General features: G+C 67.1%; 11 protein-coding genes. All 11 read right to left on the bottom strand.

The genetic code is table 11. The features are described 5' to 3' along the window. Window positions 1-52 precede the first annotated feature (52 nt). Window positions 53-1,303 (bottom strand): hypothetical protein, encoded by a 1,251-nt coding sequence (locus tag AC07O8_RS12475; protein WP_495048326.1) that lies wholly within the window; start codon window positions 1,301-1,303, stop codon window positions 53-55. Between the two features lie 84 nt (window positions 1,304-1,387). Next, window positions 1,388-1,819: an ExbD/TolR family protein gene (locus tag AC07O8_RS12470; RefSeq protein ID WP_197507166.1), complete on the bottom strand. Its 432-nt coding sequence runs from the start codon at window positions 1,817-1,819 to the stop codon at window positions 1,388-1,390. Between the two features lie 12 nt (window positions 1,820-1,831). Continuing rightward, window positions 1,832-2,260, bottom strand: a complete 429-nt coding sequence (locus AC07O8_RS12465) for an ExbD/TolR family protein (RefSeq protein ID WP_067269350.1) — start codon at window positions 2,258-2,260, stop codon at window positions 1,832-1,834. Window positions 2,261-2,288: 28 nt separating this feature from the next. Beyond that, a complete protein-coding gene (locus AC07O8_RS12460) occupies window positions 2,289-3,140 on the bottom strand; it encodes a MotA/TolQ/ExbB proton channel family protein (RefSeq protein ID WP_067269348.1) in 852 nt (283 codons plus the stop codon). Between the two features lie 101 nt (window positions 3,141-3,241). Continuing rightward, window positions 3,242-3,880: an energy transducer TonB gene (locus AC07O8_RS12455; protein ID WP_495048325.1), complete on the bottom strand. Its 639-nt coding sequence runs from the start codon at window positions 3,878-3,880 to the stop codon at window positions 3,242-3,244. Between the two features lie 577 nt (window positions 3,881-4,457). Then, the gene (locus AC07O8_RS12450) at window positions 4,458-5,159 is read right to left on the bottom strand and encodes a 2OG-Fe(II) oxygenase (RefSeq protein WP_495048324.1); all 702 of its coding nucleotides are present in this window, start codon (window positions 5,157-5,159) and stop codon (window positions 4,458-4,460) included. 119 nt (window positions 5,160-5,278) lie between these two features. After that, the gene (locus AC07O8_RS12445; protein WP_495048323.1) at window positions 5,279-7,963 is read right to left on the bottom strand and encodes a TonB-dependent receptor; all 2,685 of its coding nucleotides are present in this window, start codon (window positions 7,961-7,963) and stop codon (window positions 5,279-5,281) included. A gap of 528 nt (window positions 7,964-8,491) precedes the next feature. Beyond that, window positions 8,492-10,465 (bottom strand): ABC transporter ATP-binding protein, encoded by a 1,974-nt coding sequence (locus AC07O8_RS12440; protein ID WP_495048322.1) that lies wholly within the window; start codon window positions 10,463-10,465, stop codon window positions 8,492-8,494. Window positions 10,466-10,478: 13 nt separating this feature from the next. After that, a complete protein-coding gene (locus tag AC07O8_RS12435; protein WP_495048321.1) occupies window positions 10,479-11,960 on the bottom strand; it encodes an ABC transporter permease in 1,482 nt (493 codons plus the stop codon). A gap of 45 nt (window positions 11,961-12,005) precedes the next feature. Beyond that, window positions 12,006-12,989 carry an ABC transporter permease gene (locus AC07O8_RS12430; protein WP_495048320.1) on the bottom strand — a complete coding sequence of 328 codons (984 nt, stop codon included), beginning with the start codon at window positions 12,987-12,989 and terminating at the stop codon, window positions 12,006-12,008. Next, window positions 12,989-15,241 (bottom strand): ABC transporter substrate-binding protein, encoded by a 2,253-nt coding sequence (locus AC07O8_RS12425; RefSeq protein ID WP_495048319.1) that lies wholly within the window; start codon window positions 15,239-15,241, stop codon window positions 12,989-12,991. Before AC07O8_RS12425 ends, AC07O8_RS12430 begins: the two co-directional genes overlap by 1 nt. Window positions 15,242-15,341 lie beyond the last annotated feature (100 nt).

Genomic DNA, 15,341 nt, shown 5'->3' with positions numbered 1-15,341 from the left:
GCGCGAGCCGGGAGGCCTTGTCGTTGATCGCAGCGATCGCGACGCGATGGGGTCAGTGCTTGGCGCTGCGCGAGTAGACGGTCCACAGGCCGGCCAGGTCGGCCGAACCGTCGGTGCCCTTGACGGTGCGCCACGTGGCCTGCGCCTTGGCCTTGTCGCCGCCCAGGAACTGCGCCAGGCCCAGGTAGAGCTTGGCGTCGTCCGGCCGCTTCAGGTTGCCCTTGGCAATGCCTTCTTCCATCAGCTTGATGCCGGCGGCGGCCTCGCCGCGCTGCACCTGCGCGAAGCCGACCTTCACCAGCTCGTCGCCTTCACGGGCGCCGCGGGCGGCCTTCTCGGCCTCGGCCGCGCCGGCCTTGGCTTCGGCGATGCGCTTGTCCAGCAGATCAGCCAGACGCTTCGGACGGGCGTTGTCGTCAGTCGGCTTCAGGACGCCGGCCGCGAAGCCCTTGTCCAGGACTTTCTTGCCTTCTTCCGGATAACCGGCGGCACCGGCGAGCTGGGCCAGCTCCATGTAGTCGTTGGCGCCCGTCATGTTCTCGGTCACCAGGCGCAGACGCAGCACGTCGACCTGGTAACGGCCGGCGGCGAAGCCCTTCTTGGCCTGCAGCGTGCCCAGCGACTGCGCCCACAACTGCTTGGTCGGGTAGTAGTTCAGCAGCTTCTGGATCAGCACCGACTCGGTACCGCCGTCGCCCTTCTTGTTGGCCGCCCACAGCGCCGTGTTCAGCTTGTCCTGCGAGGGCGTGCGACCGGCCTTCTCGTCGGCGGCAATCTCGGCCAGCGTGTCCTTGAGGATCGTGGTCACGTCGCCCGAGCGCAGTTGCGCGGCGGCCTGCACCTGCTTCATCGCCGGGCTGTTGCCGCCGGCGGCGTTGTACTTGTTGACCCACTCCAGCGCCTTGGCGCCGTTGCCCGCGCGCAGGTAGGTGCCGGCGATGGCTTCCATCGTCGGCAGCTTGTTGGCGGCCGGCAGCTTGCCGGCGGCGCTCAGCGCGTCATAGGCCTTGACCATGGCGTCTGCATCACCCAGGCGCGAAGCGGCGGACAGGCGCAGGCCTTCCAGGGTCGCGTTCTCGTCGGCGTTGCGGCCGGGCACGGCCTCGGCTTCGCGGATCTTGGCCATGGCTTCCTGCGCCTTGCCCTGCTTCAGCAGGTCGGACGCGGCCTTGAGTGCGCCGCCGACTTGCGGACGCACCTGTGCGGCGGCTTGGGACAGGACGCTCAGGCTGCCTTCGGGCGTGGAGCCCAGCACCAGCGCAGCGGCGCCGACAGCGGCGGTTGCCAGCAGTTTGAGTTTCATTCGCTTGCTCTCCAAAGAAGAAAAACGCGCCGCCCTTTCGGGCAGGCGCGTTCTGGTCAGACACCGATCAGGCGGTCATCCGGCTCAGTTCAGGAACTGCTCGTTCCCGACCATCGCCATTTTCTTGACGCCCAGGCGCTGCGCCGATGCCATCACATTGGCAACGTAACCGTACTCGGCCAGCTTGTTCGGCTTGATGTGCACTTCCGGCTGGTCCGGCATCGCGGCGACCTCGGTCATCTTGGCCTCCAGCGCCGCGTGGTTCGGCACCGCGGCGCCGTCCCAGAACACCGTGCCGTCGAAGTCGATCGCCACTTCGTGGACGACCGGCTCGTTGGGCGGCGGGTTGTTGTTCGGCGGCGGCATGTCCAGGTTGACCGAGTGCAGCTGGATCGGGATGGTGATGATGAGCATCACCAGCAGCACCAGCATCACGTCGATCAGCGGCGTCGTGTTGACGTCCAGCATGGTTTCCGGCTCGTCACTGCCGCTGGAGCTTCCAACGTTCATACCCATGTTTCAGCTCCTTCAGCCACCCCGAGCCGGCGGCTCGGTGACGAACTTGATGGACATGATGCCAGCGCGCTGGCACGCCACCATGACCTTGCCCACGTTCTCATAGCGGGACTTGTCGTCGCCGCGGATGTGAACTTCCGGCTGAGGATTCAGAACCGCCACCTTCTTGAGGCGGGCCACCAGCGTTTCCACGTCGGGAACCGGCTGCACGCCCCAATAGATGTCGCCATCCTTGGTCACCGCGATTTCGATGTTCTCCGGCTTGGTGACGCGGACGACGTTCGTCTCCTTCGGCAGGGTCACCCCCACCGACTGCGTCACCACCGGCACGGTGATCAGGAAGATGATCAGGAGCACCAGCATCACGTCCACGAGGGGCGTGGTGTTGATGGTCGAGACCACTTCGTCGTCGCCACCGGACGAACCTACGTTCATCCCCATATTGCGTCTCCGGAAACTGCGGTGCGGATTAGCGGCCTGCGACCTTGCGGCTGCCCATCAGGACGCCGTGCAGGTCAGCAGCGAAGGCACGGACCTGGCCCATCACCGTCTTGTTGCGGTTGACCAGCCAGTTGTAGCCCAGCACGGCCGGAACGGCGACGGCCAGACCGATGGCGGTCATGATCAGCGCGGCGCCCACGGGGCCGGCGACCTTGTCGATCGAGGCTTGGCCGGCGACGCCGATCTGGGTCAGCGCCTGCAGGATGCCCCACACGGTACCGAACAGGCCGATGAAGGGGCTGGTCGAGCCGACGGTCGCCAGGAAGCCCAGGCCGCCTTGCAGACGGGTGTTGACTTCGCTCACGGCGCGGTCGATGTTCATCGTGACCCACGTGTTGTGGTCGATGTTCTCGGTCAGGGCGCCTTCATGGTGCTCCGAGGCTTCCACGCCGGTCTGGGCGATGAAGCGGAAGGCACCGGATTCGCTCAGGCTCTTCAGGCCTTCCTGCAGCGAAGCCTTCTTGAAGAACGACGCGCGGACGTCCTTGGCTTCACGCGAGATCTTCGAGGTGTCCCACAGCTTCGTGAACAGGATGTACCACGAGCCCATGGACATGATCGCCAGGATGGCCAGCACGGCCTGGTCGACGACGTTGCCGTGGGCGACGATGTTGCCCAGGCTGTACGGATTGTCGACCGGCTTGGCGGCGGCCGGTTCGGAGACAGCAGCGGGAGCGATGTCGGCAGGAGCGGGGGCGGTGTCAGCGGCGGAAGCGGCGGCCGAGGCAGCCTGGTCCTGCGCTTGGGCGGCCAGCGGGGAGACGGCCAGGGTCGCGGCGCACGCGACGGCCGCAAACAAGGCAGACAGACGAGAGATCATGGAGGGTGCTCCTACGAGAAAAGTCTTGAACTCAGGTTGAGAGGTCGGGGCGCGTCAGGCGCCCCGTGTTCGATCGATCGCGGGTGGGACAGTCCCGCGGATCATTCCATGTTGAACACGAATTCCTGTTCGAGGATCGCGTCCGTGCACTGGTATTCCGTCAGCGCCGCCTGGATGGCGTTCTTGAGCGCGCGTTCGGCCTTGCGGTCGTTGGCGCCGCGCAAGGCGGTGAAGGTCACGTCAGCCACCTTGCCGCCCTTGACGGTGAAGGTCGCCTTGTAGCTCGCGGTGCCGCTCCAGTTCAGGGCCGGCATTTCGGGCTTGGCCATCTTGGTGCAGTTGCCGATCGCCGACCGGGGCTTGTCCGACGGCGGGGCCGGCGGCGCGGGGGCCGGTTGCGGCGGTGCCGGACGGAAGTCCGACGGCGGCGGCGTCGCCGCCGACTGCAGCACCGGCGCCTGCGTCACCGGCGGCGGAGCCGTCACGACGACTTCCGGCGGCGGAACGAACGGCGGCGGCGGGGCCTTGATGTCCGGCGGGGGCGGCACGACCTTGTCGGGCGGCGGAGGCGGCTTGACCTTCTCCTCGACCACCTTCACGTCGATCGGGCCCTTGACGGCCTCCTTGATCTTGGTCGCCAGACCGCTCGCCAGCGCCCAGATGATCAGGACGTGGATGACGATGACGATGCCGATGCCAGTCACGCGCGATGACCCAGCTTTATCCTGCGCAAAGTTCATGCGCGCTCCTTCATCAAACTGCGAATTTCTTTCATCGAAGCTACAAGGGGAGTTCGACTCAACACAGCGTCTGGTCGGATCAGGCGTTCGCGCCGCAACCTGGGGTCAGCAGCGCCTGTCTTGCCGGCTGTGCGAGCGACGGAGACGAACGGTGCCACATCGCCGGAGCGCCACGGACCGCCGCCCCGCCGAAGGCAGGAGGGACACACGAAGACTCGAAAACCCAGGGCACGATACGAACCCGACTCAACAAAAATGCCCGTCAGCTTGTGGCCGCGGGCGTCTCGAGGATCGATCAAAATCATGTAGCAAAACTACAGATTTCGACCACCTTTCACGACCTTGATCATAAACGACATGCACAAGCCGCAAGCCATGGGGTTTGCCCGAGCATGCGCGCATCGCCCATCGCACGGGGCACCAGCGGTTACAGCCGGTGCGCCGTCCGACGATCGAGTGCGTCGACCCTGGTATTCTACTGGTATGCACCTCAGCCTCCTCCCCTGGAAGCCTAGGGCTAACCCGCGAAGCCGTTACCAGACGAACTGCGCTTCAAATGAGGCAATCCTCATGCCAGCTAGGCGGCAATCAGCCATCCGGTGATCGCCTGGCGCTCCGCCATGGCGAATGGCGGCACGTAGGAGACGAAATGTCGTTGCGGTACCGTGAAGAGCGACAGTGAGTTGAAGTGGGGGAAGTAGGTATCGAGCACCGATCCGTCCTCCGCGGTGAAGTGGAGCATCCCGCCCCAGTCCGGACGCCAGCGCCGCGTGAGGTTGATCACATAGGCGATCCGGCGGTCCTCGCGGTCCACATGATCGTCGTGCGTGGTCAGGAAGTTACCGCGCGAGTACATCGTCGCCTGCGCGTAGACGCCATTGATTTGAGGGTCACCGCTCAGCTCGCGCATCGGTGAGAGGAACTCGTCGCCCGCCATCCAGCGCATGAAACGCGCCAGCAGGTCCTCGCGCCCCGCGTGCACGGCATGGACCAGCGAGTCGGAGAAGAAGGAGAACTGGAAGTTCTCGCGAGCGACCGAGTGGATGCCCTCGGTCAATTGCATGCGCTGCTGCGGCGTCAAGCCGCGCAGCTGCTCGCCGGTGAGGCGCCGGTCGCCGTTCAGGTCGCGGTAGACGAGCTCCCAGTCGATCGCGCGCAGGGACTGGTCGAGGGCCTCGGCGACGGCGGGGGCGAAGAAGTCGCGTATCAGCACCCTCCCCTCGGTCCGCAGGGTGCGGCCGTGGGCGGCGAGGTCCAGGTCGGGATTCAAGTAGTCCATGTCGGCAGCGATGAGGGGCGCGCAAGGCGCGTCAGGCCTGAATGAAAACAGGCCCCGAAGGGCCTGCCGAGTCTATGCCCGGAGCGCCGGTCCACGGGAGACCGGCGATCCGTCCGCCATCAGTAGCGGTAGTTGCCGCGGATGTAGAACGAACGTTGCTGGACGGCCGCGTAGGTCGGGTCGAAACCGACCTGGAAGTAGTCTTCCTGGTTGGTCGTCGGCGGCTTCTTGTCGAACAGGTTGCGGATGCCGGCCGTGATGGTCACGCCCTTGATGCCACGGAACTGCCCTTGCACGTCGAACAGGTCGTAGGCCTTGACCTTGCGGACCTCGTCGTAGTCCTCGTAGCCGTTCTGGCGGAAGTAGCGCAGCGAAGCGCCCCACTTGTCCTTGTCCCAGTCCAGCGTGAAGGTCTGCTTGAGCTTGACCACCGGACCGCCCAGGTTGTACTTGCCCAGGTTGTCGCGGGTCGTGCCGGTGCCGACGATGCTTTCCTCGCTCTTGGTCAGCAGCGTGGCTTCCCAACCCGGGGTCAGCGTGCCGAACTCGGTGCGGATGCGACCGCGGGCGCTGAAGTCGAAGCCCGAGGTGCGCAGCTTGCCGACGTTCTCCCACGAAGCGCGGATGTAGTTCAGGTAGCCGGTGGCCGGGTCGATGACCAGGCGGTCGTTGAAGATCGACGTGCTGGTGAAGGTGCCCGGAACGCGGTGCTTCTCCCAGTCGCGCATGATGTCGTCACCCGACAGGAAGCGCAGACCGTTGGTGATCTTCATGTCGAAGTAGTCCACGCTCAGCGTGGTGTCCTTGATCATCTCGAACACCATGCCGACGTTGAAGGTCTTCGACTTCTCCGGCTCCAGCGCGCGGTTGCTGTTGTTCTGCACCGTCAGCTGCGTGTTGCAGTAGTTGGTGTTGGGGAAGGCCGCGCAACCGCGGATGCGGTCGTAGTTGGGGTCGGTGAAGTTGCCGCCCGAGTTCGTGAACGCCGACGGGGCGAACATGTTGTCCAGCGCCGGGGCGCGGAAGCCCTTGCCGGCGGAGGCGCGGAACAGCAGGCCGGTGATCGGGGTGAACTTGACCGACAGCTTCGGGCTGGTGGCCGACAGGTTCGGCGTGTCGAACGTGCCGTCGCGCGAGCCGCCGCTGGTCTTGGCGTACTTGTCGTAGCGCACGGCACCGTTGATTTCCAGGCTCTTGAGCACCGGGAAGTTGGCTTCGCCGAACACGCCGCCGACGTCACGTTCCGCCTGCACGCGGCCGGCCGTGCCGGAGCCGCCCACCACGTCGCCGGAACCGGCCAGTTCGGAGTAGCCGTCGAGGTACTTTTCCTTGCGGACTTCGCCGCCGAAGGCCACGCCCAGGTTGCCGTAGCCGACATTGAACAGCTCACGCGACAGCGTCAGGTCGACCCCGGTGTTGCTGGTCTTGGAGCTGCGGTTGTTGCCGGAGAGCTCGGCGCTCTTGAGCGCGGCCAGGCCGGCGGCGTCGTTCGGGCCCCAGGGGTTGATCAGGCCGGTCTTGAGGGCCGCGACCAAGCGGGTGTCGGAGTAGTTGCCGCTGATGAAGTCTTCGCGGGCCTTGCCCTCGGCGTAGACGAACGCGCCCTTGTAGTCGAAGCCCGCGATCGTGCCTTCGGCACCCAGCACGGTGCGGGTGACCTGGTTGGTCACCTGCGTGCGGCGCTGCCCGCCGTCCACCATCCGCCAGGCCAAGATCAGGTCGCCGCGGTAGCCCGGGGACACCGCGTCGACGGCGGCGGTCGGGTAGTACTTGCCGCCGGCCGGATACAGGTAGTCGTCCTTCCCGGTCGTGGTCGAGGGCGTCTGCGACGAGCCCAGGATGATCTCGTTGCGGCTGTAGGAGACCTCGGCGAACAGGGTGTTGTTCTCGTTGGCCGCGAAGGTGCCCTTCAACAGCGCGCCGTAGCGGTCGGACTCGGGCACCAGGTCGATGTAGTGCGTGTAGTCGTAGCGGCAGTTGGCCGCGCCGGCGTACGAATCAGGCGGACGGCAGTTCGGGTAGCCGGCCGCGCCCGGCACGTACTGGCCGGTAGTCGCCAGGAAGGTGTTCGCCGGGAAGGTGTTGCCCGAGTCCTTCACCACGCCCAGGTCCGGCCGGTTGCCGGTGGACGCGTACGAACGGTCCGCGGCGCGGATGGGGTCGTACTTCTGGTAGTTGAAGGTGCCGAGCAGGTTCCACTTGTCCTTGGACAGGTCGCCGACACCGCCGCCGGCCGACACGGAGAACACGTCGCCCACGGTCTTGGGCATTTCCAGGCCGACCGACAGGTCGAAGCCTTGGAAGTCCTTGCGGGTGATGAAGTTCATCACGCCGCCGATGGCGTCCGAGCCGTAGGTCGCGGAGGCGCCGTCACGCAGCACTTCGATGCGCTCGATCGCGGCCAGCGGGATCGAGTTCAAGTCCACGCCCTGGCCGGAGAACGGATACACCGGCATGCGGCGACCGTTCAACAGGACCAGCGTGCGGCCGCGGCCCAGGCCTCGCAGCGAGGCGCCGACCTGGCCGTTGGCGGCGCCGTCGCCGATGGACTGACCCAGCGCCAGACCGCCGCCGTTGTTGTAGCTCAGGCGGTCGACGAGTTCCTGGACGTTGGAGGCGCCGGACTTGTTGATGGACTCACGGCTGATGACGCTGACGGGGAGCGAGGTTTCGGCGTCGATGCGCTTGATCGACGAACCGGTGATCTCGACGCGGTCGAGCTGGGTGTTTTGCGCGGCGACGGGCAATGCCGCAGCGCCCAGCGCGAGCAGCGCGGCGAGATTGATGCTCTTGCGTTTGAACATGAAGACTCCTTAACCAGAAACACAGGTTGTTGTGTCGCCGGGAACACGGGTGGCCGCGATGTCGGCCTGAACCCTCCGAGCGGTGTTCCCGACGTTGGGCCGGGCCAGTTTCTTTTCCGCTTTGAAAAGGAATCCCCCGTGTTCACCCTATGGCGCACCAGACAAGGCGGTTTACAGAGGGAAATCGCGGGTAAACACCCAAGGGCGGATGGCGACCAACGTTGCTGCCGCGCTACGCGCGAATGTCGCCCTTGGCAAGAGTTTTACAGGTGTAAAAGGTCGTAATACGCACCATAAGTGCGCACCTCAGCCGCATCCGTCGACGCGTATCGCCCGAATGCCTTGCTGCGAGGCAATGCCTTCCGGCCCACCCATGCCGTTCGTATGGGCGATTCCCACGCCGTCCCGTCGGAACGGTCGTGGACGCACCACGATGGCGCATCGAAGGTGGCCACTTTGTATCTGGCAAGAAAAAGGACCGCATGGCGGTCCTCGGGGTGTCTCCGGCGGGCGACGGAAGGTCGCCGGTCAGACGGGTGCCTGCCGCTCCACCCGGGGAACTGCCGCGAGCAGCGTGCGGGTGTAGTCCTGCCGCGGGGCACCGAGGACGGCGTCGCAGGTCCCGGACTCCACGATGCGGCCGGCCTGCATCACGGCCACCTCGTCGGCGATGTATTCGACGACGCCGATGTTGTGGGTGATGAACAGGAAGGACAGTCCGCGGCTGCGCTGGAGTTCGCGCAGCAGGTTCAGGATCTGCGCCTGGACCGACACGTCGAGGGCCGAGGTGGGTTCGTCGCAGACGATCAGGCGCGGCTCCACGGCCAGCGCGCGCGCGATGGCAATCCGCTGGCGCTGGCCGCCGGAGAACTCGTGGGGGAAGCGCGCCAGCGCGTCGCGGCGCAGCCCGACCTGGTCGAGCAGGTCGTGCAGCAGCGCCAGCCGGCCCGACGCGTCGAGCTCGGGCCGCAGCGCGAGCAGGCCTTCTTCCAGCACTTCCTGCACCCGCAGGCGCGGATTCAGGGACGCGAACGGGTCCTGGAAGATGATCTGCACCTGACGCCGCGCCTCCCGCAGGGCCACCCCGTCGAGGTGGAAGAGATCCGTCGCCCCCCCGCTCTGGCCGCTCTGGCCGCTCTGCCCGCCCGCCCCGACGAGGGCCCCTGCCGGGCCCCCCGGCGGGTGGAGCAAGGCCTGACCCTCGATGACGGCGACGCGACGCAGCAGCTGGACGATGGCCTTGCCGGAGGTTGTCTTGCCGCAGCCTGACTCGCCGACGAGGGCCAGCGTGCGTCCCGACTCGATCGAGAACGAGACGCCGCCCACCGCGTCGAACCATCGCTTCGTGCCCCCGAAGAATCCGCGCCCCATCGGATACCGCACGTGCAGATCCTTCACCTCCAGCAGCATCGCCGGCGACTGCTCGGCGCTGGAGGCGCCGGTGCCCCTCGAAGCGAATGCCGAGCGTGAGGAGGCGATTGAGCGGAGAGGGGCACCGGCGCCTCCAGCGCTCTCCGTCCCCGCCACCGGCTCCCTGGGATCCGTATAAAGCAGACACCGCACCTCATGCGCCCCGCCCCCGCCCGCCACGGCCGCCAACGCCGGCTGCGTCGATCCGCAATGGACCATGGCCCGATCGCAGCGTGGCGCGAAGCGGCAGCCATCGAAGGTCTGCCACAGCGGCGGCACCGTGCCGGGGATGGCGGCCAGCGGCTCCCCGCGACGCTGCGCATCGGGCAGCGCCTGCAGCAGCAGCCGCGCGTAAGGATGTTTCGGCGCGGAGAAGAACTCGGCGGCCGACGCCACCTCCACGATCTGCCCCGCGTACATCAGCGCCACCTGGCGGGCCATGCCGGACACGACGCCCAGGTCGTGGGTGATCAGGAGCAGGCCCAGGCCGCGCTCGCGCTGCAGGTCCTTGAGCAGGTCCAGGATCTGCGCCTGGATGGTCACGTCGAGCGCGGTCGTCGGCTCGTCGGCGATCAGGAAATCGGGTTCCGCCGCCAGCGTCATCGCGATCATGATCCGCTGCTTCTGGCCGCCGGAGAGCCGGAACGGATACTCGTCGACGCGGCGCTCGGGCTCGGGAATGCCCACGCGGCGCAGCCAGTCGATGGCCTTCCTGCGGGCCGCCTCGCCGCGCAGCGGCGTGTGCGCCTCGATCGCCTCGACGATCTGCGCGCCGACCTTCATCACCGGATTCAGGCTGGTCCCCGGCTCCTGGAAGATCATCCCGATGCGCCCGCCGCGCACGTCGCGCATGCGGGCTTCGCTCAGGTCGAACAGGTCCACGCCATCGAGCTCCAGCCGGCCGCCGGCGATGCGGCCGTTGTCGGGCAGCAGGCGCATCAGCGCCAGCGCCGTCATGCTCTTGCCGCAGCCGGATTCGCCGACCAGCGCGAAGGTCTGGCCCTGGGCCAGCGTCAGCCGCATGCCGTCGATGGCGCGCACCAGGCCGGCGTCGGCGTCCAGGTGGACGTGGAGGTCGTCGATCTTCAACATGTCGCGGCGTCCCTCACGAGGCCTTGGCGGCCTTGCCGGCCGGGCTGGCCGGCCCGGCGGTCTTGTTCTTCTTCAGCGACAGCACCATCGGCCGCAGCTTGCGCGCGCGCGGATCGAAGGCGTCGCGCACACCGTCGGCGAACAGGTTGGCCGCCAGCACCAGGCTTACCATGAAGCCGAAGGCGGCCACGAAGCTCCACCACACGACCGGGTCGCGGCTCATCTCCGAGCGCGCGAGGTTGATCATGCCGCCGAAGCTGTTCATGCCCGGATCGACGCCGACGCCGACGTAGGTCAGCACCGCCTCGTAGAGGATCAGGTCGGAGAAGTTGAGCACCAGCGAGATCAGCACCAGGTGCATCACGTTGGGCACGATGTGGCGGACCATGATCGTCGTGTCGCGCACGCCGAAGGCGGTGGCGGCCTGGACGAAGTCGGCCTCGCGCAGCTTGAGCGTCTCGCCGCGCACCAGCCGGCACAGCGTCGCCCAGCCGGTCACGCCGAGGATCACGCACAGCAGGAAGATCTTCAGATCGGCGCGCTCGGCGCCGGTCTCGAAGACCTCGGGGTGCTTGTCCAGGAAGACCTGCACCATCAGCACGCAGGCGGCGATCAGCAGGACGTTGGGCACCGAGGTCAGCACCGTGTAGAAGTACTGGATGACCTCGTCGACCCAGCCCTTGAGGTAGCCGGCCAGGATGCCCAGCACCAGCGCGAACGGCAGCGTCGCCAGCGTCGACAGCGCGCCGATGACGAACGCGGTACGGATGCTCTTGAGCGCCTGGTAGAGCACGTCGTTGCCGGTCTGGTCGGTGCCGAACACGTGATAGTGGCCCATCAGCGCGATCACCGGACCGGCGAGCAGCGCGATCACCGACAGGGTCGCGAGCGCCGCGCGCCATGGATAGTGCGTGCGGTCCCCCAGCAGGTCCTTCAAGCCCTGACGGAAGCCGCCGTGATGCGGCCCGAGGACCGCCGCCATCAGCAGGGCCATCAGCACCGACGCGACGGCGCCCAGCGCCAGCCCCGTCAGCGCGCGCCGCGCCAGGTCGCTGTGCCAGTCGCGCGCCGGGTCCTGCAGATGCGCGCCGCCGAAAGCCAGGCGCGGGAATTCCCGCACCATCTCGTCGCCGTGCGCGACGCTGTCCAGCGTGAAGCCCTGGTAGGCCAGCGGCGCGGAATAGCTGGTCTCGCGCATCTCGATCTGGCGTGCCAGCAGCAGGTCCAGCACGGACTCGGTGCGGGTCTCGTAGAACTGCTGGCCGGCGGGGCTGTCGGTCAGCGCGCGGCGGAAGTGCAGGCTGTCCAACGCGGTCACGCCGAGGAACAGCACCAGCACCATGCCCGCGCTCAGCGCGGCCGGGTCACGCAGCACGCGCTGCCAGTTGGCGCGCAGGTGCGGGCGGCGGACCAGCCGCACGATGTAGAAGACCAGCGCCGCGAACATCGCCCACAGCGCCACGTCGGTCCAGAGGAAAACGACCTTGAATCCCATGTCGGCTCTCGTGTCCTGTCTCGAATGCTGAACGCGCCCGGCGCGTCAGCTCAGCCTCACGCGCGGATCGACCCAGGTGTAGACCACGTCGATCAACGCGTTGCTGGCGATGTAGAGCAGCGCGCCCAGGAACACCATGGTGCGCACGATGGCGAAGTCCTGCCCGGTGATCGCCTCGATGACGAAGGCGCCCAGGCCGGGGATGCCGAAGAAGCTCTCGAACACCAGGCTGCCCAGGAACACGTACGGCAGGTAGGCGCCGGCGCTGGTGATGATGGGGATCAGCGCGTTGCGCAGCACATGGCGCATCAGCACGGCCGGCTCGGACAGCCCCTTGGCGCGGGCGGTGCGCACGTAGTCCTTCCCGACTTCCTCGAGCAGCATCGCGCGGTACAGCCGCGCCTCGCCGCCCAGGCGCGACAGCAGCGACAGCGCGATCGGCAGCGCCAGGAACTTGATCGCGTCCAGGCCCGGCTCGTAGCCGTTGATCGGCACCAGCCGCAGGATGCGCGAGAAGAAGAACTGCCCGACGATGATGTAGAACAGGCTGGAGATCGACAGCATCAGCACGCAGATCACGACGCCCCAGAAGTCGATGCGCGAGTTGCGGAAGAAGGTGAGCAGCACGGCGAAGGCCACGCTCACGATCAGCTGCAGCACGAAGAGCGGCACCGCGAGCTGCAGGCTGATGCCCATGCGGGTCTTGATCTCGTGCCCGATGTCGACGGCCTGCCGCGCGTCGGAGCGGCCGAAGTCCAGCAGCATCAGCGAGACCGAGCGCTCCCAGAACACCGTGTGCGTCACGCGCTCCGCGCCGGTGCGGGATGCGTCCCAGTACAGCGGCTTGTCGTAGCCGCGCTCGACCTTCCACTTGTCGATCTGCTCCTGCGACACGCGCTTGCCGCCGATGTTCAGCCGGGCCATGTCGTCCGGCGTGTTGACGGTGAAGAACAGGAAGAAGGTCAGCAGGTTGACGCCGACCAGGATGGCCAGGCCGTAGGCCAGCCGGCGGGTGAGGTACTTGAACATCAGTCGGCGCCCCGGGGAGCATTCGTGGCGACGGGCGTCGCGGTCGGCGCGGACGTGCCGCGCGCGGTGGCGGTCTCGCGCTTCTGGAAGCTGCGGCGCGTCATCCACACGATCGCGACGCCGCCGACGACCAGCACCAGCAGCGGCCACCAGACGGGCCGGTTCCATTCGCCCTGCAGCTGCGCGCGTTCCTTCGGATCGATGCGGTAGTGGCGCACGCCGTCGCGGATGACGATGCTGGGCTTGATGTTGTGGACCCAGCGCTGGTAGGCCTGCCCGGTCCAGGCCCAGTAGCCGAAGGCCCAGGGCGCGTCCTGCTGCGTGATCTGCACCATGCGGTCGATGACCTGCTGCTTCTCGGGGCCGTCGTCCAGCACCTGCGCCTGCTTGAAGAGCCGGTCGAATTCGAGGTTCTCGTAGTTCGCCGAGTTCTCGCCCTCGTGCAGCGACTTGCTGTTGGGGCCGTAGAGCAGGAACAGGAAGTTCTCGGCGTCCGGGTAGTCCGCGAGCCAGCCCCACCAGAACACCTGGTGCTTGCCCTGGCGCAGCTTTTCCTGGAACTGGTTGTAGTCGGTGGCGCGCACGTCCAGCTGCACGCCGAGCTTGGCGAACTGCTTCACCAGCCAGTCGTTCTCGGCCTTCACCTCGGGCGTGACGGTCCGCATGAAGTCGTAGTTCAGCACCAGCGGCTGGCCGCTCTTGGCGTCACGGCCGTCGGGATAACCGGCCTCGGCGAGGAGCTGCTTGGCGTCCTCGATGGAACGGCGCTGGATCTTGCCGTCGACGAGTTGGTGCGTCACCGGATTGAAGAAGCCCGGCTGCGCCTCGCGCGAGCCGAACACGCCCGGCGGCACCGGCCCGTAGGCCGCCACGCCACCGCGATTCTTGAAGATGCGGCCGTAACCCTCTTCCCAGTCGATCGCGATCGACAGCGCCTGGCGCAGCTTGCGGTGGCGGGTCTCATCTTCCGGCGTCTTGCCCTTGCCGATCACCGGATCCAGCATGTTGAAGCCGAGGTACCAGTTGTTGGGATCGGTCGAGCGCGGGAACGAGAAGCCGCGCTGCTTGAAGAAGGCGTCGGTCTCGGCGGAGTCGCTCGCGTCGGCGAAGAACTCCACGCCCCAGTCTGCGCGCTCGAGATCGGGGAGGTCGAGGTAGCCCTGCTTGAACATCTCCTTGCGCGGCACCCGCTCCTTGATCAGCGTGGCGACGATCTTGTCGATGAAGGGCATCGGCTTGCCGCAGTCGGCCAGGCGGCCGGCCGGGCCGTCGTCGGGCATGCCCTCGCAGGGGTAGAGGTCCTGGCGGTAGTTCGGATTGCGCGACATCACGTGACGGCGATCCTGCTGGTACTCCGTCATCATGTAAGGCCCGGTGCCCACCGGCCACTGGTTCCAGGACATGCCGTGCTCGGCCATGCCGGGCTGCGAATAGAAGAGATCGGCTTCCCACGGGATCGGCGACAGGAAGGTCGTCGACATCCAGTACGACCACTGCGGGTACTTGCCCATGATGCGCACGCGCAGCAGGTGGTCGTTCACCGCCTCGGCGCCGGCCAGCGGCCACTTGCGGAAGTCCAGGAAGGGCTTGTCCGGCGAGTTCTCGGGCAGGCCCTTCAGCAGCTTGGCGTTCTCCTCGCGGATCAGCGCGCCGTAGGCCTTCAGGCCGAGGACGTGCTCCGAGAACAGGCCGTAGATCGGCGCCTCGATGCGCGTGGTCGCATGGCGCTTGAGCGCGAAGACGAAGTCTTCGGCCACGAGCTCGCGGGTGCCCTGGTGCTCGAACTGCCACGGCGAGCGCTTGTCGCCCAGGTCCTTGGCCGTCAGGTGGTGGTAGCGGTAGCGGCCCTGCCCGTCCTTCGCGAACGCGGGGCTGGGCGCGTACTGCACGCCGGCGCGGATGGGCACCTCGTAGACGCTCTGCGCGATGCGGTCCGCGGGGGCGTCGTCGGGCAGACGCTGGCCTTGCGCGTCGAGGTAATACGGTTTGACCACGGCGGACGCGGCGCGCGGGATGAGCTCGTAGGGCCGCTTCAGGTAGTGGTACCCGTAGAGCGGCTCGGTGATCTGGTAGGTGTAGACGGACTCCGGCGCCGTGTACGAGGCGGTCGGGTCCAGATAACGCGGCGATCGCTCGTCGAAGGACAGGTACAGCGTGTTGTCCTTGGCCGCGCCGGCCGGATACGGGCTGTTGTTGCAGGCGACCAGCAGCACGGCGGCCAGCAGGCCCGCCATCCGGGAGAGCGAGGCCATCGGTGCCCGCCACGTCCCGCGCCAGCTTTCAGCCGCGTGCAGCGACGCGTTCCACAGCCCCGACGACATCGTCATCCTTCCAAAAAGCAAACGCCGCATC

The sequence above is a fragment of the Roseateles sp. GW821-FHT09G09 genome, from assembly GCF_059415965.1.
Note: the sequence above shows the minus strand (reverse complement) of the source record. Positions and strands in the feature narration are given on the sequence as shown.

Bases quoted from the DNA above. Each gene is read 5' to 3' on its own strand.
- AC07O8_RS12430 (WP_495048320.1), bottom strand. From the start codon at position 12,989: ATGTTCAAGTACCTCACCCGCCGGCTGGCCTACGGCCTGGCCATCCTG.
- AC07O8_RS12460 (WP_067269348.1), bottom strand. From the start codon at position 3,140: ATGATCTCTCGTCTGTCTGCCTTGTTTGCGGCCGTCGCGTGCGCCGCG.
- AC07O8_RS12425 (WP_495048319.1), bottom strand. From the start codon at position 15,241: ATGGCCTCGCTCTCCCGGATGGCGGGCCTGCTGGCCGCCGTGCTGCTG.
- AC07O8_RS12450 (WP_495048324.1), bottom strand. From the start codon at position 5,159: ATGGACTACTTGAATCCCGACCTGGACCTCGCCGCCCACGGCCGCACC.
- AC07O8_RS12435 (WP_495048321.1), bottom strand. From the start codon at position 11,960: ATGGGATTCAAGGTCGTTTTCCTCTGGACCGACGTGGCGCTGTGGGCG.
- AC07O8_RS12440 (WP_495048322.1), bottom strand. From the start codon at position 10,465: ATGTTGAAGATCGACGACCTCCACGTCCACCTGGACGCCGACGCCGGC.
- AC07O8_RS12470 (WP_197507166.1), bottom strand. From the start codon at position 1,819: ATGGGTATGAACGTTGGAAGCTCCAGCGGCAGTGACGAGCCGGAAACC.
- AC07O8_RS12455 (WP_495048325.1), bottom strand. From the start codon at position 3,880: ATGAACTTTGCGCAGGATAAAGCTGGGTCATCGCGCGTGACTGGCATC.
- AC07O8_RS12445 (WP_495048323.1), bottom strand. From the start codon at position 7,963: ATGTTCAAACGCAAGAGCATCAATCTCGCCGCGCTGCTCGCGCTGGGC.
- AC07O8_RS12465 (WP_067269350.1), bottom strand. From the start codon at position 2,260: ATGGGGATGAACGTAGGTTCGTCCGGTGGCGACGACGAAGTGGTCTCG.
- AC07O8_RS12475 (WP_495048326.1), bottom strand. From the start codon at position 1,303: ATGAAACTCAAACTGCTGGCAACCGCCGCTGTCGGCGCCGCTGCGCTG.